Below are 21,593 nucleotides of genomic sequence, written 5' to 3'. Positions count from 1 at the left end.
CGACGAGCAGCACTGTGGAAAGCTTTGAAATAGGCACCGGTCTCCTGAACTCGAGACCACACGTCGTGCAGAGTGTCGCCAAAGCGCAAGCTGCAATGTTTCGGAGTCACGACCGTATTGCACGTCCATTTCCAAAAGTGCGAAGCCGTTGCCGTCGTTTAGCGGCCCGTCGATCTGCCTTGGCCGCAACTGAAAGAGCCGTGGCAGCGTTCACAGGCTCTTTGGCAGCTACGTTCGCCTCGGCAGCAGCGTTGGTCCCGGCAGCAGGTCCGTCCTCATCTATTCGCTTTTCTACGACGGACGATCTTGCTTCCATCACCTCAAGGACGGCCCGGCCCTTGTCCGTGATGCGCCAACCTCGATTGACGCGCTCAATCAATCCTTGGGAAAAGATGTCGAGCCCCGGCACACGCGCACCCATTCTCTTCGTGGGCGCTGCCCAATCCGGCCCGCTCGTAGCCAAAATCGCCATGTCTCGCTTGAGGTCGGGCATGGATGCGAATCCATCCGGGTAACTGATGAGAATCTTCAACACTGTGACCTGCAAATTCACTTCAGGACTGCCGAGACCTATCGCCACATCGTTGGCGCCGAGCGAAGTGCCTCTATGGCCACCTGTCTCAGCCGCTCCGCGGTAGTTTCACCGTTTCTGGCGGCGTCCAGCATCTTGGAGGCGACATGGGCGCGAAGGCCAGTCTCGCTGCGGGATACGCCCTCGCAGACCTCATCAAGGATAGTGCGTAGAAGGGCAGTCGTGGCTGGGTCCAACACTCTGCGACTCCGAAATGCGAAGAGATCAATAGCACGAGAACGCACTGAATACTTTTGAATGCGATCTTTCAGATGCAAAACCCAAACCGAGTATATCTCCGTGCGGCAGAGCGACTAGCGTCGGAGCCTGGCAAGGATTCAACCTCCTCTGCGGGGCACGACTTGCGTCGTCGTGACACGCAGAGACCGAGGCGAGTCGTATTACGTGAGCGTGTGACCGCGCTTCCGAGCCAGTCGGCTTGTCGGTTGGAGAATATCATCCGGGAGAATATCATCCGCTCGGGTCACCCGGGAAGTTGTGGGAGCTGCGATGCCGGCACGTTCGGGTCGCGGCTTCTCATCGCCCATGCTTGCCGGCTCTTCGGGTCTCGAGCGCTGGGATTCCAGTTGACACGGCGAATGTACCCTTGCCGAAATCGATCGGGCTTCCGAGCTGACTTTCTCGAAGTGGACCCACTTAAGCTTGATCATTAGACGTCACGCGACCATCAGCGAGAAGCTCTCTGAGCTGCTATCCTTCTCCCGCTAGGCTGGCGAGAAACTTGATCAGCAGCCACACAGAAAGGAAGACAATGCCAGCATGATTTCGGCGCGCGTCGGATCTTTACCGAGCGAGGCGGCGCGCAATCCTATTGTTGCGGGCCAGCTCTGTGGCCGGAGTCATCGGAGGGAGGCTAAGTTAGTATCACAATCAACCAAAGCCGGAGCGTGAGATGGTTTGGTTGTCATCTCTATAGAATGGATCAGCCGACCTGCGCTCATCACTTCAAGTCGACATCCCTCGCCGGGCCTTAGGCTTGCTACAATGTGGCGCGCTATATCAAGAGCAGCTTGCCAAGCCGCATTGTCGTCGAACAATTCTTCCCCGAGCGTGTCCTGAAATGGACGAATGCCGCCGACATTGAAGAAATAGCGTGTCATCGGCTCTCTCATTCCTTCTGTTCGAATAGTTACTTACAATCTATCCTTAAGGAAGGCCCCTGGAGTAGGGGCGCGGCCGCTCCTCTCCCCACTTCGTCGCCGAGAACAACGCGCCGCTGCGTAACGATTCCTTCCGCAGCAACGGCGAATTCGGAGCTTTTGTTCCGACAAGCACAGTACATAACGCACGAACCAACTGAGTGTGTCGTACGGGCTTCAGATTGGGCGGCCCTACAAAAAGTCCCCGCTAATTCACTTAGAACGTGCCGCTCTGCTGCTGGAGCCGACCCACAAGCAAATTCCGAGATCCGCCAAAGTGTTGCGGGCGCGGAAATGTGCTCTGCGGCAATCGTTTCCGCTGTAGTGACCGTAACCATCTTTCAATGTTGATTAATGCAAACTGCCGCCCCTGCATGTTGAAATCCTGCGTTCGGTCGTCTTCTTCGACAGATTTCAACGGCTCTGTTATTTAGGCGTGAAGAGCAGTCCGGCGCGCGCGTCTCCCACCTGATCGTAGATTCGCGGCTCTGCCGCGGCAAGCTGCGCGATGCGCTTTTGTCATCAACCGGCGGGCCAAATGCTCGACTAGCTTTCGCGAGTTTCCGCTCTATAGGGCCCAAGCACGAACTCCTGCTGCTTACTCGGACATTGTTACTATTGGTCCGGTGGAGCTGGTTTAGCAAACAACGCCTTGCTTCAGAGAGAGATTGACTTCGCGCCTCGTCACCTCTTACGGTGATACCGACGGTTCCCCACTCGGGGATCAAAAGGGAATGCGGTGCGGGGATTTTCCCTTAGGCCGCAGCTGCCCCCGCAACTGTAAGCGGCGAATCTTTCGTCATAGGCCACTGGGAAACTCGGTCCTGGGAAGGCGACGCAAGGTTAGGACCCGCGAGCCAGGAGACCTGCCGTCAGTCGTGGTCACACGCGAAAATGTCGGTCGGGGAGTACAGACATTGCTTTCACCTTGCGCAGGCGCATCTGCGCCATGGTGAGACCTCGTTCGCTGTGACGTGCCACTGACGTCATGCCGAGGTCTTCTCGTGTTTCCCATCGTGCCAAGGCGGCTGCGTGCCGGCCTGCTCGCTCACGCCCTCCTTCTTCCAGCTCTGCCGTTTGTGATTTGCGCTGCCAAGGCGCAACAAGCCCGTGCGGTCCAAACCTTGCCGCCGGTCACAGTCAGCCCGCCTGAAAAGCCGGCGGTGAGGGCCGTCCGCCCTGACGGCAAGCGTTCGGCCGCGGCCTCCCGGCCGCAGTCGAAGCCGGCGGCAACGCCTCGCGCGGCACCGGCGGCCGCAGCCTCCGACGGCTCGCCGTCGACGCTAAGGCTGACCGAGCGGAACACCAGCGGAAGCCGGCTTGGCCTCACGCCGCTGCAAACGCCTGCCAGCATCGAGACGATCACGGCGCAGACCATCGCGGGTCGCGGCCAGCACAACGTCACCGATGCCGTGGCCCAGAACGCAGCCGGCTTTACCGCGAGCCCAGCCCCCGGGAACGGCGGTCTTTCCTTCGCCACCCGCGGATTCGCCGGCAGCAATTCGGTGATGACGCTGTACGACGGCACGCGCCTTTATGTCGGTGCCGGCACGGTGACGTTTCCGTTCGATACCTGGTCGGCGGAGCGTATCGAGGTGATGCGCGGGCCGGCGTCGGTGCTCTACGGCGAAGGTGCCATCGGCGGCATCATCAACGTGACCCCGAAGAAGCCGATCGCAACGACCTACAACGATGCCGAAGTATCGCTCGACAGCAACGTGACGCGACGCCTTGCGGTAGACAGCGGCGGCGCCGTCAATCCCAATGTATCCTATCGCTTCACCGCCACCGGCAACATGTCGGATGGCTGGGTCGATCGTGACAAGACATCCAACCTGGCGATCTCCGCAGCGGTGCGGGTGCAGGCTGCGGACAATCTCGCTTTCACGCTGTCCGAGGACTACGGCAACAGAAACCCGTCGCACTACTTCGGGACCCCTCTGATCAATCGCACCATCGACGACACGCTGCGCTTCAAGAATTACAATGTGCTCGACAGCGCGATTCACTATGAGGACAACCGGACTCAGTTCAAGACTGAATGGAACGTCGCGGACGGCATCACGGTCCACGACACGCTCTACTACCTGACCAGCCATCGGCACTGGCGCGACGTCGAGAGCTACGCGTGGAATCCCGCGAACCAGCTCATCACGCGGACCAGCTACATCGAGATTTTCCATGACCAGGCGCAGGCCGGCAACCGGACGGATGCGACGTTCCGCGGCCACGTGCTCGGCCTCGCCAACGAGCTCGTTACAGGCTTCGACGTCAACAGGATCGACTTCACCCACACCAACAATTCGCCTTTTGGCGGGACAACCTCAGTCGGCGTCGATGCCGTCGGCCTGGGCTATTTTTCCGCAACGACGACGCCGGCCACGCCCGGTTACAATGCCATCGTCAACCAGTACGCACTGTTCGCCGAGGATCGGCTGTCGCTGACCGACAAGCTGTCCCTCGTGAGCGGCGTGCGGGTCGACCGCCCCGAGGTCGACCGCACCGACTACAAGACACCGGCCAATAGTTTTGGTACGTCGCTGTCGGGGACGAGCTGGCGCACCGGCGCGGTGTACACGCCGATCCCGAACCTGGCGTTCTATGGCCAGTACGCGACCGCCGTCGACCCAGTCACAAACTTGATCTCATTGGCTGCGACCCAGAAGACGTTTCAGCTCTCCACCGGCAAGCAGATCGAGGTTGGTGTGAAGCAATCGTTCTGGGGCGGCCGTGGCGAGTGGACGCTCGCCGGCTATCAGATCGTCAAGAACAACCTGCTGGTCCCCGATCCCGTCAATCCCGCCGGTCTGGCGTTGCAGGTCGGCCAACAATCGTCGCGCGGGGTTGAGGCCTCGATCGGTCTTGCCCTGAACGACGGCTGGCGGGTTGACGCCAATCTGGCGCTGCTGCAGGCGAGATACGACAAGTTCAGCCAGACGGTGGGCGGCAAGATCGTCAGCTACGCCGGCAACATCCCCAAGAATGTGCCGGAGCAGGTTTCGAACGTCTGGGTCACCTGGGACTTTGCTCCCGACTGGTCGGTCTATGGCGGCGTTCAGATCGTCGGCCGGACCTTTTCGGACGACGCCAATACGCTCCGCCGCCCCGGCTATGCAATCGTGAACGGCGGAATACGCTGGAAGCCGCACGCGCGGACCACCGTCGCCTTCCGCCTCTACAACCTGTTCGATACCGTCTATGCGATTTCGGCGCCGTATGCCGGGCAGTGGCTGCTGGGCATGCCGCGCACGGCGGAACTGTCCGTCAACGTGAAGTTCTGATCATGCGAGGCACGTTGATCCGCCGGGGACGGCGATGGTTGTTCGTCATCCATCGCTGGATCGGCATCGCGACCTGCCTGTTTTTCACGATGTGGTTCGTCTCGGGCATCGTCATGATGTATGTGGCGTTCCCGCAGCTCACCGACCGCGAGCGATGGTCAGCGCTGCCGGATATTGCCTGGGACCGGGTAGGCATCGCGCCCGACTGGGCCATGGCGATTGCCGGTGTCGATCACTATCCGCGCGACCTTCGTCTTCTCATGCTGGACGACACGCCCGTCTATCGGCTGCTGGATTGGGACGGCAGGCGCAGCACCGTAGCCGCAACGGACGGGCATCTGATCGAGGGCGTTGCGTCCGAGCAGGCGCAGGCAATCGCCAGCCATCATCCGAATGCGGTGCGTCCCGGCATCATCGGCACGATCGGTCGCGATCAATGGAGCGTGACGGCGCGCTATGATCCATTGCGGCCGTTATTCCTGGTCTCGCTTGGAGACGACAGCGGAACGGAGCTCTACATCTCAGCGAGGACGGGCGAGCTGGTGCTCGACACGACACGCCGCGAGAGGCTCTGGAATTGGCTCGGCTCGATTCCGCACTGGATCTATCCTACGGTTCTTCGCCGGGATGCCGCGCTCTGGCGGCAGGTGGTGCTCTGGATATCCGGCATCTGCCTCGTGGTGGGGGTAACCGGCTTCTGGATCGGCGTCCTGCGGTTGCGCTTGCGCCGGCGCTATGCCCGGGGCACTGTCACGCCCTATCGCGGCTGGATGGCCTGGCACCATATCGCCGGGCTGGTCGGTGGCGTCTTCGTGATGACATGGATATTCAGCGGCTGGCTGTCGCTCAATCCCGGAGAGTATTTCGCCGCTCGCACGCCGACCAGGGACATGGCCGCGCGCTATGCCGGACATGACGCGCCGGAGATCGCGGCGAACTTCCGGTCGATGCCGCCGCAGGGCGCGGTGGAAGCCCGCTTCGTCTGGATCGGCGGCCGTCCCCTGATGGTCCTCACCGATCGCGACGGTCGTCAGACCACCGCCGATCCGGCAAGTGGCGTCCCGTCGGGCCTGTCCGACAACCAGATTTTCGAAGCCGGCCGCCAATTGTTGCCGGCCGCCGCGATGACCCTTCACCTGCGCCTGACGCAGTTCGACAGCTATTGGTATCCGCACCACAACGAGCGCACCTTGCCGGCATTGCGCGTGGGCTTCGACGACGCGGCGAAGACCTGGTTCCACATTGCCCCGATCACGGGCGACATTCTCGGCCGCACTGACGAGAGCCGGCGATCGCATCGCTGGCTGTTCAATGCCCTGCACAGTCTCGATTTTAAGCTGCTGCTGGACTACCGCCCCGCATGGGACATCGTAGTCTGGCTGTTGTCGGTGATTGGAATGATTGTATCGACCAGTGGAATTGTCATGGGTTGGCGACGACTGCGCCGCCACGGGAGGATACGACAGCCTGTCCGTCCGGCACGTGTCTATCGGGAAATCCGGGTTTCTGACGAAGCCGCTGATTAACTGGCGAGTGATTTGTTTGTACCGGACCTCCAATTGGGTTCAGCCAATTGGCTCACGGCCGTCATCCGGACAAGCCGCCGGAAGAGCGACCCTGAAATCTCGGGAGAACCGGGCGCACCGAAGCCGATCAAGCAGAAAAGCGGCGAATAACGGCTATAAACGCCGCTGACCGCCAGGGTTGCAACGCTATTGTCTCGCCGTCAGAGGGCGTAAAGGAAACATCGTGGAGCATTTTCGCAATGCCGTCGCGGCACTCTCCTTCACAACGGTCGCCGGCAGCAACTTTTTGTGGAGTTTTATGGATGACTATCTAGGCTGCGTCCTCGCACTAGTGGCTCGTCACTGTGATTTTGACTCTTTGGGCGCATCTGGATAAGCGCGGCCCAATTTGTCGCGAGCTTTGTCTGTCGTGAACATCCAGTTGATGCGAGCGCGCGCTTTGTTTCGCTGCCGCTCCCATGCTGCGATCTCATTTCTGAGACGTTTTGGATCGTCGATTCGGCGGCTGAGACACTGCCCTTGGAGGACGCCGATCTCGATCTCAACCATGTTAAGCCAACTGGCATGTTTCGGGGTGTAGTGGAACTCGAGGCGACGCAAGATACGGCGGGCCTCAGCGGGCGCAAAGGCCTGGTAGAGGGCGCCGGGGGCATGGATCGACAGGTTGTCTTGCACGACACGGATGCAGGCGGCCTTGGGGTAATGGACGTCGACGAGTTCGCGCATGCAGTGAGCATAGTCCACGGCTGTGCGCCGTTCAGTGACCTTTCGAAGGTGACGAAGAGATTGACAGTGCCATTGCGACGGTACTCGTAATCGTAGCGTTCGCGCTGACCCGGCGCGGGTGGGATCGGCTGGCGCACCTCGCCGATGAGTTGGACGGGGGTCTCATCGAAGCAGACCAGCGGTCGCTCGGGATCGGGCGCTTCAGCGTAGAGATCGAGCACATCTTCCATGCGGGCGACGTATTCGCCATCGACATGGGGAATGCACCACATGTCCCTGCGCCACGGCTTGAGGTCATTCTCGGCCAGCCGGCGACGCACGGTCTCGCCCGATAGGCTATCGTGATCGGTGAGCTTGACCATCGCGTCGGCCAGCAGCGCCAGCGTCCAGCGCCTCCGCCCGGCAGGCGGTGGCGCATGCAGTCGCCACCAGCAGGGCCTCTTCCTTGCCGTTGAGCTTGCGCTGCGCGCCGGGACGTGGCTCCTCGCTCAAGGCCCGCTCCAGATTGCCTTCCACGAAGCGGCGCTTGGTCCGATAGACGGTAGAACCGCTCACGCGGACGGTGCGGGCAATCTCCTCGTCGTCGCCGCCGGCGTCGGCCGCCAGCAAAATCTGCGCCCGTTTGAGTTTGCGGGCGGCATGTTTGCCGCCGCTCAGCATCGCAATCAGTTCGTCGCGCTCGGCTTGGCTCAACTCGACCCGATAACGTACATTCATCGTCGCCTCCCTGTCGGAGGCCCGGGACGAATCGATCGATGAGTCAAAAATCAGGCGCCGCGCACTTTACTGAAAAACAGGGCCACTACTTGGCCTTCATCTATACCTACTCGTACATGTTCGGACGGCCGCCTGCCGAAACCGATATGCAGCGCCACTTCGGCGTCAGCCCGCCCTCAGTCCATCAGATGATCGTCACGCTCGAGCGTAACGGCCTTATTCGCCGTCAAGCCGGTGCCCCCAGAAGCATCGAAATCCTCGTGCCACCGGAAAACTTGCCTATCCTAGACTGGCTCGGTATCAAACCGTCAAAACCACTGTGACGAGCCACTAGTCGCTTCATTCATTGCCGCAAGCTGCATCGAGCGCGCCTTTGTCAGGAACGCCCATCGCGAAATGGCACGCATCTATGGCGCGGACTGGGGATATGCGGACAACGGCCAGCCGAGACCGCTGATTAAACTCCTCGCGTACGCGCTCGTCATCATCTTCATTGTCGGGGTCCTCTCATTCGATCAGAGAGACCTGCTTCGATGATCAAGCCTGCCTATCCTTTCCAGATCGCCCGCATGGAGCGCCTGCGGGAGCTGCTCGCGGTCAATTCCTCGAGGTCTGCGATCACCGCAGAGGTGACCCCAGCCGCCACGCCGACTGAAAACCAACGAGGCGCGACCATGCCACCCCCGCCTCCCGCAAGCGATCGAGCAAGGCATCGTTGAGGAGGCCAAGGCGCGGGCCATGCGCGGCGGCTCGCCGACCTTGGCCGAGCACGCGCTCGACCTCAAGGCGCGGTGCGCCAGCGAGAAGATCGCTGAGCAATCGGAAGATATCGAGGGACCGACCATGCAAACAATCAGACATCCGGACGGCAGCGAGAGCGTTCGCCGCGTTCGGCCCGACCCCCCTATTTGCGGCAATGACAGCGAGATATCCCTGGGGACAGAAGTCGAGGCGGTGCATTCATTGCGGGCAGGCTGGGCCGCGCGTTGTCGTCATCGGCGGCTACGCACATCGCCGCTGCATCTCAAAGCCGATTCAAGCGAGCCGAGGACGTGCGGTGCAATTCTCAGAGAAATCCCTGCCGCGCCACAGGGCTTGAGCCCCGAAAATATCCCGAATCTCGGGCGCTGCATGGCCGGAAATCCGCATATGACCGTCGGGAAGCGTACAAGGTATTCTTGAAAGAGTCGCGCTCAGATGCTCACCGAAATTGTAGGCTCGATCCGCCCCATATCAAACTCCATCCGAGGCAGCTCAACGCACGAAGAGTTCGTCCCCCGAGCCACTTTCAGTTTGGGTAAACCAGGGATCACATTCGAATTTGGGCCGCCCCAAGACTCTGATCCTTTCAGCGCGTCATCATAGCGCCGAGGTTGATTACGATCATTAGGATAAGAGGATCATGACTACGCTCTCGTCAGGGTGAGGTGCCTCTGCCCCTCCGCCAGAAGAGCGCTTTGGTGATGGAAATCGCAGCCTGGTCGCCTGGAGCGGGAGCATTCGAATATGATCGACAAGAAGAAGATCGCCCTCAAATCCGTCAGCTGAAGCCGCGTTTGGATCTTAAGTCAGAGGCGACGCTGACCTTGTCCCATACGGCACCGCAAATGGCCTGGAAGACTACGAGCAGTTCACGCGGCGCGTCTCCGCGGGTCGATGCGAAGGCATCTACGCGAAGCCCTTGAGCAAGGCGAGATCGCGCCAGATCTGTTCTGGGCGGCCTGCCGGATAAGGTCCAAGCGCCGGAACTAGGCCTACGAGGGCAGCCGGTGCGAACACTGGATTACGCTGGTGCACCCGGCGTTCAGACGCGTGGTAGGTCAGTTCTGAGTCGCTGCCAGCGCACCGCCGCCGCGGCCACTTGAGCGGGCTCAGAATACGCGGCATCTCATGCCGAAGAATGAGCTGCTGCCGAAAATTGCTCAATCGACATTTCCTGCATGACTATCTTCCGCCTACCAGATCTCTGCAGTGCGACGAGCTCGCTATAATCCGAAGGCGTTAACCTCCTCGTCGGAGAACTTCTCGGACTCAAGCTCCAGCTGGTTCTTCGCCCCTTCCAGCTCCCCGATTATGAGGACGTAGTCTCCAAACGTGCTCGACGGGCCGATGTGCGTCTCGATTAACTGCCGCAGCTCACCCGCGAACTGATGCTTCCTGACGGTCATTGGCTTGACCATGCTGCAATTCCCATCGCGCTCAAGCTCATCACAGACGCAACAATAAGCAATAGACCAAGGTAAAGCAGAAGTTGAAAGATCAAGTCACCATCACGGTCCAACATCAAATCACCCATCGGCATTACCTCATGTCCCGGCTGCGGCACGCTGACTTTGCCAATTCTGCGCCTTTGTTCCTCGAGGCATTGTACGTACGAACGAACAGTCGCGGTCCAATGAGAGGTGTTGCCTCGGCTTCACATTTGCATCGTTTGAGCTTCATACTGTAGCACTTTGGACACTCCATCAATGCGACACGTCCTGTTATTGCGCACAAATCCTGTTGGAGCTCCGGCTTCTTCGGTGGATTTCAGCGCCTTCTAGGATTGGCGACCTGTGGTCAGCACTGGTCCTGCTTCATGACCGTCCTGGGAGCGACCGCGGCTACGGACTTCACCTAGGCAAGCGAGCTTCCTTTCGGCCCTGGGATGACTAGCATCGCTGAGGAGGAGGAGCGCGAGTCAGAACTTGCAAAGCACACTTTCAAACCAGCGCATCGGCAGCATCGCTGATGCCAGCGTAGATTTCATCGAGATCTGCGGCGGTGACGCAATAGGGCGGCATCACGTAGATGGTATTGCCTAGCGGGCGCAGCAGCAGATTTCGGTCGTTAAAGAAGGCCTGGAGCTTCGGACCGATGTCCGCCAGATAACCGCCATCGCCCGTTTTCAGATCAAGCGCTGTGATGGTCCCGGAACGACGAACGTTTTCAAAGCGCGCGTCGGCGCGGAATGGCTCAAGTGCGCGCTCTTGCATGGCGGCAACCGAAGCGGCGCGCTCGCGGGAGTCCCGATGCCACCAAAGATCCAGGTTTGCTTTCGCAGCGGCACAGGCTACGGGATTCGCCGTATATGAACTCGAATGATAGAATGTACGCATACGATCTTTCGAATAATGCGCGTCGAAAATGTCCGCACGGCAGAGCGTAACCGCGAGTGGGAGCGCCCCTCCCGTGAGACCCTTAGAATAGCAAGCGATATCGGGCGTGACATTGGCCTGCTCGCAAGCAAATAGCGATCCGGTGCGGCCCCAGCCCGTCATGACTTCGTCGGCAATGAACAGCACGTCCGACGCCTCGCAGATCCGCTTCATCACAGTCAGCACCCAGGCTGGGTACATCAGCATCCCGCCCGCCCCCAATATCAGAGGCTCCACAATAAAGGCGGCTGGCATTTCGTTTCGACATGCCGACTCGAGCGCAGCGAGTGTCGCCTGCTCACGACCTCTCGCAGGGAATGGAATCGAGGTAACGTCGAACAGCAGCGGCCCGTACGCTGCGTTGAACACGCCTCGGGCACCAACGGACATGGCCCCAACCGTATCGCCGTGATAGGAGTGTTGCATCACGACGATGCGTTTTCGCTGCTGACCGATGTTATGCCAATACCCGAGCGCCATCTTCAAGGCGACTTCGACACTGGTGGAGCCACTGTCGGAGAAGAAGACATGGTCGAGACCGCGAGGTGCGAGTTTCAAGAGTTGTGCAGCAAGCTCCTCAGCCGGATCGTGAGTATAGCCGGCAAAGATGATCTGATTGAGCTTACCGGCTTGTTCCTGAATGGCGCCTACAATATGTGGATGGCAATGACCATGCGTTACGACCCACCAGGATGAGATTGCATCGATAATGCGCCGCCCATCCGCTGTGTGTAGATAAGCACCATCAGCACGCACAACCTTTGTCATTTCGCTTTGAAGCGCGTGTTGCGTGAATGGATGCCAGATCGGCGACTTGGTCTTCGGCATCACGGTTTGAAATCATCAGCACGGAATGAAGCTTTGAAGGCGGCCTGCAGCGTGTTTGCCGTGAGAGAGGAAAGCCACGGCAATCGCCCCAACCATCGCACCCGCCCGAGTTCGCGAACTGCCACCTGAGTCTCAGCATTTCTTTCGCCAATGAAGGCCATCCCAAGAATGCGGATCTCACGTTTTCGGAGAGCCTCTATCGACAGCAGCGAGTGATTGATGGTGCCCAGCGCTGTGCTTGCGCAAAGCACGACTGGGAGCCGCCATCGCTCGAAGACATCGATGTAGAGCGTGTCGCCGCTCAGCGGCACCATTAGCCCGCCCGCGCCCTCGATCACCAACGGCCGCTCCCCGGTATCGGGCACATCGAGCAAATCCGGCTCGATGCGAACTCCATCAAGCTCGGCAGAATAATGGGGCGAAGCGGGGGTCTGAAGGCGGTAGCGTTCCGGCAGGGTGCGATCGGCCGAGAGGCCACCAAGACGAGCAACGACCTCGGTATCGGTCTCTCCTTCGAGACCAGCCTGAATCGGCTTCCAATAGTCTGCTCCGAGGAGATTCGCGAGCCCCGCGGAAAACACCGTCTTTCCAATTCCGGTACCTGTGCCCGTTACGACGATCCTCGCACTCATCGAAGCTCGCCTTTCGTCTCCTCGATCAAGGCATTGAGCATTGCACGCACGTCATCCTCCCCCACGTTGAGCGTCAGCGAAATTCGCAAGCGCGCCGTGCACGCCGGTACGGTTGGCGGCCGGATTCCGCGGATATCGAACCCGCGAGCCTGCAATGCAGAGGCGAGGCGCATCGTGCGCGCATTGTCGCCTACGATGTATGGCACGATCTGCGAATCCGAGGGACTTTTCCAACCGCGTTCTCTCATCTGCCGATGCGCGAACGCGACCAGGTTGGTGAGACGCTGCTGCCGCTCGGGTTCCTGCTGCAGGATCAGAATCGCCTCCCTCACTGCGACAGCCATCAGCGGCGATGGCGCGGTCGCGAAGATGAATGGACGGCACCGATTGACCATAAAGTCTCGCAGCACGCCCGACGCAGTCACTAGCGCGCCGGCCGCGCCCAGCGCCTTGCCGCAGGTATGAACGACCAGCAGATTTTCGCGTCCCTCATAGGGCGCGGTGAGCCCTCGTCCCTGCTTGCCGTAAACGCCTGTTGCGTGGGCCTCATCCACCATCAGGAACGCATCATGGCGATCGGCGAGCGCCACCATGTCCTTGAGAGGCGCAAAGTCGCCGTCCATGCTGTACAGACTTTCGACCACGATCCAGATGCGGCCCATTCCGCCATCGGCCCGCCAGTCGCGAATCGTGCTTTCGATCGACTCCGGATCGTTATGCGCGCTTGTCCGAAAGTCGGCCCGGCCAGCTCGCGCGCCTTCATGAATACTCGCGTGCACTAGAGAGTCGATAACAAGCAAATCGCCCCGCTGCGGCAGCGTTGTCAGGACGGCGAAATTTGCGACATAGCCGCCGCCAAAGAAAAGCGCTGTGTCCGCCCCAAAGAAACTGGCAGCTTCTGCTTCGAGACGTTCGTGCTCCTCGCAATTGCCGCGCAAAAGCCGCGACCCACCGGCACCGATCGGTGTACCGGCCTCGAGCGCGTCCAAGACAGCCTTTTTCAGGCGCGGCGCACTCGCCAGCGCGAGATAGTCGTTAGACGCGAAATCGATCCCCGCGCGCGGCTTGAGGCCGCGCAGCCGGTCCTCTTCCTTGAGGACATGCAAGGCTGCGACATAATCGGCAACTTTGGTCGCATGGATTGGATACATTCTTCACTCGGACAGTAGCGATCGATGGTTCTGATGGCGGGGAAGAACGAAGCTTCAGCTTCGGGCTCTTGGCTTCAGCCTGGCAAGATGCGATTTTCTCGGTCGACCAGCACAACGTGCGGCTTGAAAGTTTTTGCTTCGGCCTCGTCAAAGGAGGCATATGCAACGATAATAACTTTGTCTCCTGGCATCGCGAGTCGCGCAGCCGCACCATTCAGCCCTATGATGCCTGACCCTGTGGGCGCTTCGATCACATAGGTGGCAAATCGCGCTCCAGTGTCGATGTTGTAGATTTCAACGCGTTCGTTGATCAAAAATCCAGCAGCATTCAGCAGCGCACGGTCAATCGAAATCGAACCTTCATAGTGCAGGTCGGCTTCGGTGACCGAGGCGCGATGGATTTTGCCTTTCATCAACGTAATCTGCATTTTTCACCCAAGCTGGATTTGCGCGCGGCGCGCGCGCTGGTCTGATTGATTCAGGCTAAGTTGGACGCGATGCCGAGCCGGTCCAGCAAGTTCGCGTCGCGATCGCGCTGCGGGTTCTTGGTGGTCAAGAGCGTGTCGCCGATGAAGATCGAATTCGCGCCGGCAAAAAAGCACAGCGCCTGCAGTTCATCGGTCATATACTGCCGTCCAGCGGACAACCGCACCACGCTCTTCGGCATCATGATCCGAGCGGTCGCCACCAGGCGGACCAGAGCAAAGGGTTCGGGACGCTCCGCGGTGTCATTGACCGGCACGCCCTCGACCTCGTTCCACATGTTGATTGGAACGCTCTCGGGATGGCTGGGCAGATTGGCGAGCAGCACGAGCATGCCAAGGCGATCTTCGACGCGCTCGCCCATGCCGATAATACCGCCGCTACATACCTTGATGCCGGCCTCTCGAACATGTGCGAGTGTGTCAATGCGATCCTGCAAAGTACGGGTGCTGATGATCTTGCCGTAGAACTCCGGCGAGGTGTCGACGTTGTGATTGTAGAAGTCGAGTCCAGCCTCAACGAGCCGTACAGCCTGGTTCGGGGTCAGCATGCCGACGGTGACGCAGGTTTCCATTCCAAGACCTTTGACTGCGCTGACCATGGAGCAGACCTGATCGAGATCGCGGTCTTTTGGACTGCGCCAGGCCGCGGCCATGCAGAAGCGGCTTGCGCCGGCGTCTTTGGCGCGCTGTGCGCTGGCGACCACATCGTCGCAATCCATCAGTCGGGTCGTTTTCAGACCGGTCTGGTAGTGCGCGCTCTGGGAGCAGTAGCCGCAGTCTTCCGGACACCCGCCCGTCTTGATGCTGAGCAGGCTAGCGGTCTCGACGTGGTTTGGATCGAAGTTGTCGCGATGAACGCTCTGCGCCTGAAACATCAGGTCAGCAAACGGCAGGCTATAGAGCGCTTCGGCCTCGGCGCGCTCCCAATTGCTGCGGACCTGTGCGCCGTTTCGACTGTCGTTCTGTTCTACTCTCGTAGCGGCAATCATTTAGACTTGCGTTCCCATCCATGATCGATCATAGATAATATTTGTGATTATCTATGATCGTGAGCCTGAGCTGATGCTAACGCACGTTGCCCGTGAACGCACGGGCTTTTCTAATAGATAATCTATGATCATCGACGACCAGAGCACGACCGTTGCCAGACGCATTGCCGAGACAATCGGAGAGCGCATAATCAGCGGCGCCATCCCGCCAGATGCCCGGCTGCGGCAGGATCATGTCGCGCGGGAGTTCAACTCTAGCCACGTCCCGGTACGCGAGGCTTTTCGGCAGCTGGAGGCGCAACATCTTGTCGTCGCTGCGCCCCGTCGCGGCGTGCGGGTTGCCCCGCTTGATACCAATTCAGTGAAGGAGATTGCCGAGATGCGCGCCGCGCTCGAAGTGGTCGCATTACGCAATGCGGCGCCAAAGTTCACATCGACCCATTTGGCACGGATTGAGCTTGCCCTGATTGAGGGAGACAATGCCCAGACGATTCAGGATTTTGAGATGGCCAACCGCGCTTTTCACCAGGCGCTGGTGGCGCCGTGCGCGATGCCGCGCCTGCTCGCCAGTCTCGACGGACTGCAGCTTGCAAATTCGCGATTGGTGTTCGCGATGGCGCGCAATTATGGGGGGCGACCGCGATCCAATCAGGATCACCGCCTGATTCTGCAAGCACTGCGAGCGCGGAACGTCGATCAAGCCTGCAACCTGCTCGCACGCCACATTCAAACGATTGAGCGCCTTGCCCTTCCCGCGTCCTGACCAAGCATGAGACCTGGCGAGTTCCGTTTCAGACCGCCGGCGATCGCAAGAGTATCAAGCCACTCTCTTTGCCGCACGAGGCGGCATGTGGCGCTGGCGTTGCAGCGGGCTCGATCCCAAGATAGTTATGCGAGCCACTCGCGATTTTAACCTATGGCCATCCATGATTCGTCACATTGTCTTGTTTACCGCCAAAGATAAGGCCCATATCGACCAAATGATCGAAGGCCTGTCGCTTCTCACCACGATCTCGCATGCCCGGCGGCTCGAGATTGCTCGCAACCGCAAGGCCGACCAGTTCGGCAACGATATTGACGTCGTGGTCTATGGTGAGTTCGACAACGAAGCGGAACTCGCAGCCTACAAGGCGCATGACCTTTACCAGGAATCGATCAGGCGAGCACGACCTCTCCGCGAGCTGCGCCTCGCGGCCGACTATGACGTATCAACAGATGCGCGTTTCGTCTCAGCGGCAGGCGCAATTCAACCTAGTCCGCGCATCGTATCCACCGACGGGGCCTAACCTGCCAGTCAGTCTCGAGAGCTTGCGGCGCTCCGACGAGCGTCGCTCTCGTTGTGGCGGGGATCACAACCGAAGCGCGCTCCACAGCACACCAGTCGTCGGTAGCTCATAGCCGATGCACGTCCGTGAACTACAGTGGATTGAGCCTATCACAGCGGTGCGACGTCTCGCGCATCGACCGCACCTCACGTTTCTCGATAGCGCTGCAAGGCATGAATTGCTTGGGCGTTACTCGTATCTGACCTGCGATCCATTCAGCACCTACATTGTCTCGGGTGGACGGGCGAGTTGCAATGGCGAAGATATCGATGGTGATCCATGGACAGTTCTTCGCACTCTTCTCGCAAGGTATCCGCAAGAGCATCGTCCCGATCTCCCGCCGTTTCAGGGAGGCGCGGCTGGCTTCTTTGCCTACGATTTGAACAGGACGCTGGAGCGATTGCCGGCGCCGGCAATTTCCGGTCGGCGTTTGCCCCAATCCATTCTGCATCTTTATGACGTGATCGTCAGCTACGACCACCGGGACAACAGGTGCTGGATCGTCTCGACCGGATGGCCGGAGCAGGATCCCGTACGTCGCGGCGAGCGCGCACGTCGTCGAGCCGATGAGTTTGCAGCACTGCTTGCCAACCCAAAGTCGCCGCGGATTGTGCTCCCTGCCACAGCGGGTGCATGGAATTCCAACTTCAGCCGAGAAGCATACATTGTGGCGGTACAGCGTGTCATCGACTTGATCCTGGCCGGAGACCTCTTCCAAGCCAACATTGCGCAACGCTTCACATCCAGGCTTTCGACTATATTCGATCCGCTCACCTTCTACCGCCAGCTGCGGTCATTGAACCCGGCACCCTTTGGGGCCCTCTTGCGGTACGGCAAGCTGACCATCGCATCGAGCTCGCCTGAGCGATTCCTGAAGCTCGACGGAACACAGGTCGAAACACGACCGATCAAGGGCACGATCGCGCGTTCCGCCGACTCCAACGAAGACCAGCGCCGCGCTAACACGCTCGCTGCGTCCGAAAAGGATCGTGCCGAGAACATTATGATCGTCGACCTCCTGCGTAACGATCTATCACGCGTTTGCACTCCACATTCAGTCGACGTTCCAGCCCTGTGCGAGCTCGAATCCTATGCCTCAGTGCATCACCTCGTCTCCATCGTTACGGGTACACTTGCGGGAGACGAAGATGCGGTCACCCTACTTCGAGCTTGCTTTCCTGGTGGCTCCATTACTGGGGCGCCAAAGGTGCGATCGATGCAGATAATTACGGAAATCGAGCGTGTGGCGCGAGAGGTCTATTGTGGGGCGATCGGTTTCATCGGCTTCAACGGGCAGATGGACACGAACGTTGCGATCCGCACTGTAACGATCGACGACGATATGGCTGTGTTCCACGCGGGTAGCGGTATAACGGCGATGTCGGACCCGGCGGCAGAATACGAGGAGACACTTGCCAAGGCGCAGCGAATCTTTGACGCATTTCGTGCTGAAACACCCGGTGCACTTTGATTGTCATCATCGACAACTACGATTCCTTCGTCTTCAACATCGCCCGCTATTTCCATAAGCTTGGTGAAGCAACGGAAGTGTTCCGGAACGACGTGGTCAGCGTCAGCGAGCTTGTTGACCTCAAGCCGCGCGCAGTGGTCATCTCCCCCGGTCCTTGCACTCCAAATGAGGCCGGAGTATCGACGGCCGTCGTCCGCGAACTTTCGGGTCGCGTCCCAATTCTCGGCATCTGCCTTGGACACCAGTGTATTGGGAGCGTATTCGGCGGACGCGTGGCGCGCGCACGTTGCCCTATGCACGGTCGGTCCTCATATGTAACACATGACGGCCGAGGGCTATTTAGGCAGCTACCGTCCCCACTTTGCGTTGGCCGCTACCATTCTCTTGTTGTTGAGCTCGATGAGTCATGCGCACCGCATCTTACGGTGAGCGCGCGTTCGGACGAGGGCGAGATCATGGCCCTCGCACATCGCTATCAACCAACTTTTGGTGTGCAGTTTCATCCGGAATCGATACTTACCCAAGACGGGCAGCTGGTGCTTAAAAACTTCCTGCGACTCGCAGAGTCCTACCGGGCGCAGCAGGCAAAGACAAAAACGTGACGTCGCCGGTTGGACTGGGCTGCTATCTCGCGAAACCAACTCTTACCCGGTTGGCGGCCGTCAGGGCAGGGCGCTCGCCTGCCCTTCGAAGGGAGACTCACGGGGTTAGCCTTCGTCCCTCTGCGCTATTTACGACGTTGCGCAAAACAATTTCAGACAGTTGCACAACCAACTGTTTGAGACGCGTAATTTCTTGCTTGCAGCGCTCAAGCTCGCACTGTTCGTCCGTCATGAGCGATATTTCTCGGCTATCTCTATTTGCTGTCACATGATTCATCTAGAACCTTTTTTTCGAAGAGGCTCAAAATCGAATTCTCTGACTTCCGCTTGTGTCCACTGTATTCACGAATGCACCGAGTTGACGCTGATCGTCGAGCATGCCTCAAGAGATCGTATGCATTTTTGCAATAAGTGGCGAGCTCGCGCTCAAATCCTGCGTTCGACTACCACCTTGCAGGGATTTCACCGCTCCATCAGGCCGGCGTGTCGGGGCAGAGCTCATAGCCAGCCGCGAGCAATATGTTGTCGATGAGGCGCGTCGAGCCGATGTAGGCTGCGGCGCACAAGGCGGCAGGCCGATGTAGCGTGCTCTCAGCTGGCTCGAGCGTATCGGCGTCGACAAGCTCGAGATATTGCAGCCGGTCAACCGTCTCCAAATGTTGTTTGGCGATAGCCAACAGCTCTTTCGCTTCGCGTTCTCCTGCCTGAAACTTAGCCACCGCCGCGAAGAGACCACGACTGATGGCAAGGGCGCGCCGACGTTCTTCCTCGCTGAGATAGCGGTTGCGACTACTCATTGCGAGTCCATCAGTTTCGCGGATCGTGGGGACTGTGACGATCTCAATCGGAAGATTGAGATCAATCACCATGCGACGCACGACCGCACATTGCTGAAAATCCTTCTGTCCAAAAACGGCCACGTCAGGCTGCACCATGTTGAACAGCTTGGACACCACAGTTGCTACACCACGAAAATGACCTGGCCTGAAGAAGCCGCACAGAGGTTTCGCGAGCTCGCCAGGATCGACAAAGGTGTGGAATCTCGGCGGATAGACCTCCTGCGCTTCCGGTGCGAAGAGGATCGTGACATCGGCATCGTGACACAGCTTCTCATCTCGCGGGAAGTCGCGCGGGTAGACGCTGAGGTCTTCATTTGGGCCGAACTGGGTGGGATTGACGAAAATGCTTACGACGGTGATATCGCATTGCATCTGGCTTGCTCGGACAAGCGCCAGATGGCCATCGTGCAGATAACCCATTGTTGGCACGAAACCGACGCGCTTTCCACCTGAGCGCGCCTCGTTGATGGCGCGGCGAAGCTCAGCGACTTTTGTGATCGTTTGCATCGTTGCTTCAGGCCTTTACGCTGGGCGGCGCCCAATTTGCGATTGGTTCGGCAAGGCCCTCGGGAAGACGGTAAGATTCCTCCGATCCCGGGAACGCTCCGCTGCGGACATCTGCAGCCCAATGCGAAAGTGCGTCCTGCAATAACTGAAACCCATCCGCATAGGCCCGAACAAATTTGGGACGACGCCCCTGGGTTAGACCCAGCACATCGTGGAATACGAGCACCTGGCCCGAACAGTCAGAGCCTGCGCCAATCCCTATCGTCGGTATTTCGAGGGTCTCGGTCGCTCGCGCGGCCAGCTCGGCGGGTATACCTTCCAGCACCACGGCGAAGCATCCGGCTTCCTGCAGACGGTAAGCATCGTCGAGCAGGCGCAAAGCGTCATCGGCTCTCCGTCCCTGCACCTTGAAGCCACCCATGACATTGACGCTTTGGGGGGTGAGGCCCAGATGTCCCATCACAGGGATTTCACAATCGACCAGCGCGCGCACCATTTCGATACGTTTGGCGCCGCCCTCGAGTTTGACCGCGGCCGCGCCACGTTGCAGGAATCCGCCGGCGTTACGTATTGTTTCCTCGATGCCGAGGTGAAAACTCAGAAATGGCATATCGGCGACCAGCAAAGAACGTGGCCTGGTGCGGACAACCGCCTCCAGGTGATGGTTCATCATCGCCACGCTGACCGGAAGCGTGTTGTCGAATCCAAGGCAAACGTTGCCGACGCTATCGCCGACCAGGATGATCTCGACAACGGAATCCGCTATGCGTGCTGTTATTGCATCATAGGCGGTCGTCATTACGAGGCGCCGCCCCTCCCGCTTCCACCGCTGCAGCATCGGAATCGTCACACGCTCAACTGGGGAATCGGAAACGTGGCTCATCTTTTCCTCTAATCCGTAAACTGCGTTAGTTCGATTCTACGGCGCGGAACGGTATGGCTTTGACATCGCCGAACTCGCCTCACAATGTCGATGCGGTAATGACCCGAAGGCTCTGGAGTGACCAAATCCGTCAGGCGATCGGTTGAGGTGGTTACCGCTATTAGAAGTGAGAATCGTTGGCCAGCTAAACTAATCGCATTTCGCCCAGGCATGTCGAACTACAGACGTTGGTTTGGACGTCGACTTGGCAGGTGCGCGCAGCGGCCGTTCAGGATATAGCAGCGCGAACCGCGTGGGCCAAAGATGGCACCGGTCGATAGCCGCGCTCCGAAAATATCCATGAACTCGATCGGCAGGATGCCAGTTTCCTGGCAGTGATCCGTGACTGAGCCTTGATAGTTTGGCTTCGGTCAGAGGGATGCCATGCAGCTTGGCAGTGAGCATTTTTCTCATTTGAGAACACCGTTGAGCTAGCACGCATCGGCAGGGAAAGAACGCTCCTTAAAAACCTGCGGAAAACACTGTCAACATCTGCGAGAAAAAAGAAACTTTCGTCTCCAAAGCGCCGCATCTGCGCGCCGAAACCTCCAATGATCGCGCCATCATCAAATCGAATTTCCTCAACCGCGCAGTTCATAATACGAGAGCCGAGCAGGCGGAGCCCAATTTTTCTGGCCTTGCCGGCGCGTCGGCCGTAGCAGTCGCGTGTGCGAAGTCCTCAACAGCAGCGACTGGTGTCCCGCGGTGTTCGGCAACACTTGCA

19 protein-coding genes, 2 pseudogenes and 1 riboswitch are annotated in these 21,593 nt (G+C 59.2%); of the genes and pseudogenes, 8 read left to right on the top strand and 13 right to left on the bottom strand.

Translation table 11 applies throughout. The features are described 5' to 3' along the window. Window positions 1–106: 106 nt before the first annotated feature. From LRP30_RS06040 to LRP30_RS06030, 3 genes are all read right to left on the bottom strand, one after another. Complete coding sequence (locus LRP30_RS06040) at window positions 107–553, bottom strand: winged helix-turn-helix domain-containing protein (RefSeq protein WP_249759665.1); 447 nt, start codon at window positions 551–553, stop codon at window positions 107–109. Window positions 554–570: 17 nt separating this feature from the next. Further along, window positions 571–771, bottom strand: a complete 201-nt coding sequence (locus tag LRP30_RS06035) for a hypothetical protein (protein WP_249759664.1) — start codon at window positions 769–771, stop codon at window positions 571–573. Between the two features lie 660 nt (window positions 772–1,431). Continuing rightward, a complete protein-coding gene (locus tag LRP30_RS06030) occupies window positions 1,432–1,692 on the bottom strand; it encodes a hypothetical protein (RefSeq protein ID WP_249759663.1) in 261 nt (86 codons plus the stop codon). A 728-nt stretch (window positions 1,693–2,420) separates the two neighbouring features. Next, a riboswitch (cobalamin riboswitch) is annotated at window positions 2,421–2,620 on the top strand. A gap of 274 nt (window positions 2,621–2,894) precedes the next feature. On the opposite strand from LRP30_RS06030, the gene LRP30_RS06025 reads away from it, so the two are divergent. Together LRP30_RS06025 and LRP30_RS06020 are read left to right on the top strand one after the other, a co-directional pair. Further along, on the top strand, window positions 2,895–5,012 hold the full coding sequence (locus tag LRP30_RS06025) for a TonB-dependent receptor (RefSeq protein ID WP_249759662.1): 2,118 nt from the start codon (window positions 2,895–2,897) through the stop codon (window positions 5,010–5,012). Window positions 5,013–5,014: 2 nt separating this feature from the next. After that, entirely contained in the window at window positions 5,015–6,538 is a 1,524-nt protein-coding gene (locus LRP30_RS06020) for a PepSY domain-containing protein (RefSeq protein ID WP_249759661.1), read from the top strand. A 339-nt stretch (window positions 6,539–6,877) separates the two neighbouring features. Here LRP30_RS06020 and LRP30_RS06015 read toward each other — a convergent pair. Further along, window positions 6,878–7,981: pseudogene (locus LRP30_RS06015) on the bottom strand (IS630 family transposase). Window positions 7,982–8,019: 38 nt separating this feature from the next. Here LRP30_RS06015 and LRP30_RS06010 point away from each other — a divergent pair. Both LRP30_RS06010 and LRP30_RS06005 read left to right on the top strand, forming a co-directional pair. Continuing rightward, complete coding sequence (locus LRP30_RS06010; protein ID WP_027555782.1) at window positions 8,020–8,304, top strand: helix-turn-helix domain-containing protein; 285 nt, start codon at window positions 8,020–8,022, stop codon at window positions 8,302–8,304. 415 nt (window positions 8,305–8,719) lie between these two features. Next, window positions 8,720–9,163 carry a hypothetical protein gene (locus LRP30_RS06005; RefSeq protein ID WP_249759660.1) on the top strand — a complete coding sequence of 148 codons (444 nt, stop codon included), beginning with the start codon at window positions 8,720–8,722 and terminating at the stop codon, window positions 9,161–9,163. A gap of 803 nt (window positions 9,164–9,966) precedes the next feature. On the opposite strand, the gene LRP30_RS06000 is transcribed toward LRP30_RS06005, so the two are convergent. The 6 genes from LRP30_RS06000 to bioB form a co-directional block, all read right to left on the bottom strand. After that, window positions 9,967–10,161 carry a hypothetical protein gene (locus LRP30_RS06000; RefSeq protein ID WP_249759659.1) on the bottom strand — a complete coding sequence of 65 codons (195 nt, stop codon included), beginning with the start codon at window positions 10,159–10,161 and terminating at the stop codon, window positions 9,967–9,969. Between the two features lie 522 nt (window positions 10,162–10,683). Further along, a complete protein-coding gene (locus tag LRP30_RS05995) occupies window positions 10,684–11,946 on the bottom strand; it encodes an adenosylmethionine--8-amino-7-oxononanoate transaminase (RefSeq protein WP_249759658.1) in 1,263 nt (420 codons plus the stop codon). Beyond that, window positions 11,946–12,578, bottom strand: coding sequence for a dethiobiotin synthase (gene bioD, locus LRP30_RS05990; RefSeq protein ID WP_249759657.1), 633 nt, complete (start codon window positions 12,576–12,578; stop codon window positions 11,946–11,948). The genes LRP30_RS05995 and bioD overlap by 1 nt, the downstream gene beginning before the upstream one ends. Continuing rightward, on the bottom strand, window positions 12,575–13,729 hold the full coding sequence (locus tag LRP30_RS05985; RefSeq protein WP_249759656.1) for an 8-amino-7-oxononanoate synthase: 1,155 nt from the start codon (window positions 13,727–13,729) through the stop codon (window positions 12,575–12,577). Before LRP30_RS05985 ends, bioD begins: the two co-directional genes overlap by 4 nt. A 74-nt stretch (window positions 13,730–13,803) precedes the next feature. Beyond that, window positions 13,804–14,157 carry an aspartate 1-decarboxylase gene (panD, locus tag LRP30_RS05980; protein WP_249759655.1) on the bottom strand — a complete coding sequence of 118 codons (354 nt, stop codon included), beginning with the start codon at window positions 14,155–14,157 and terminating at the stop codon, window positions 13,804–13,806. Window positions 14,158–14,207: 50 nt separating this feature from the next. Continuing rightward, complete coding sequence (bioB, locus tag LRP30_RS05975) at window positions 14,208–15,203, bottom strand: biotin synthase BioB (protein ID WP_249759654.1); 996 nt, start codon at window positions 15,201–15,203, stop codon at window positions 14,208–14,210. A gap of 124 nt (window positions 15,204–15,327) precedes the next feature. On the opposite strand from bioB, the gene LRP30_RS05970 reads away from it, so the two are divergent. The 4 genes from LRP30_RS05970 to LRP30_RS05955 all read left to right on the top strand — a co-directional run bounded on the left by LRP30_RS05970 (window position 15,328) and on the right by LRP30_RS05955 (window position 18,601). Continuing rightward, window positions 15,328–15,966 (top strand): GntR family transcriptional regulator, encoded by a 639-nt coding sequence (locus LRP30_RS05970; protein WP_249759653.1) that lies wholly within the window; start codon window positions 15,328–15,330, stop codon window positions 15,964–15,966. A 163-nt stretch (window positions 15,967–16,129) separates the two neighbouring features. Beyond that, entirely contained in the window at window positions 16,130–16,489 is a 360-nt protein-coding gene (locus tag LRP30_RS05965; protein ID WP_249761700.1) for a Dabb family protein, read from the top strand. A gap of 115 nt (window positions 16,490–16,604) precedes the next feature. Continuing rightward, window positions 16,605–17,999, top strand: coding sequence for an aminodeoxychorismate synthase component I (gene pabB / locus LRP30_RS05960; protein WP_249759652.1), 1,395 nt, complete (start codon window positions 16,605–16,607; stop codon window positions 17,997–17,999). Next, window positions 17,996–18,601, top strand: coding sequence for an aminodeoxychorismate/anthranilate synthase component II (locus LRP30_RS05955; protein ID WP_249759651.1), 606 nt, complete (start codon window positions 17,996–17,998; stop codon window positions 18,599–18,601). The genes pabB and LRP30_RS05955 overlap by 4 nt, the downstream gene beginning before the upstream one ends. 473 nt (window positions 18,602–19,074) lie before the next feature. Here LRP30_RS05955 and panC read toward each other — a convergent pair whose 3' ends face one another. The 3 genes and pseudogenes from panC to LRP30_RS05940 all read right to left on the bottom strand — a co-directional run. Continuing rightward, window positions 19,075–19,947 (bottom strand): pantoate--beta-alanine ligase, encoded by an 873-nt coding sequence (panC, locus tag LRP30_RS05950; RefSeq protein ID WP_249759650.1) that lies wholly within the window; start codon window positions 19,945–19,947, stop codon window positions 19,075–19,077. 7 nt (window positions 19,948–19,954) lie between these two features. After that, window positions 19,955–20,830, bottom strand: a complete 876-nt coding sequence (panB, locus tag LRP30_RS05945; protein WP_249759649.1) for a 3-methyl-2-oxobutanoate hydroxymethyltransferase — start codon at window positions 20,828–20,830, stop codon at window positions 19,955–19,957. Window positions 20,831–21,044: 214 nt separating this feature from the next. Then, window positions 21,045–21,283: pseudogene (locus LRP30_RS05940) on the bottom strand (aspartate 1-decarboxylase); the annotation flags it as partial. Between the last annotated feature and the right edge of the window lie 310 nt (window positions 21,284–21,593).

The sequence above is a fragment of the Bradyrhizobium sp. C-145 genome (assembly GCF_023375135.1).
Lineage (GTDB): Bacteria > Pseudomonadota > Alphaproteobacteria > Rhizobiales > Xanthobacteraceae > Bradyrhizobium > Bradyrhizobium zhanjiangense.
This window is presented reverse-complemented; position numbering and strand designations above follow the sequence as displayed.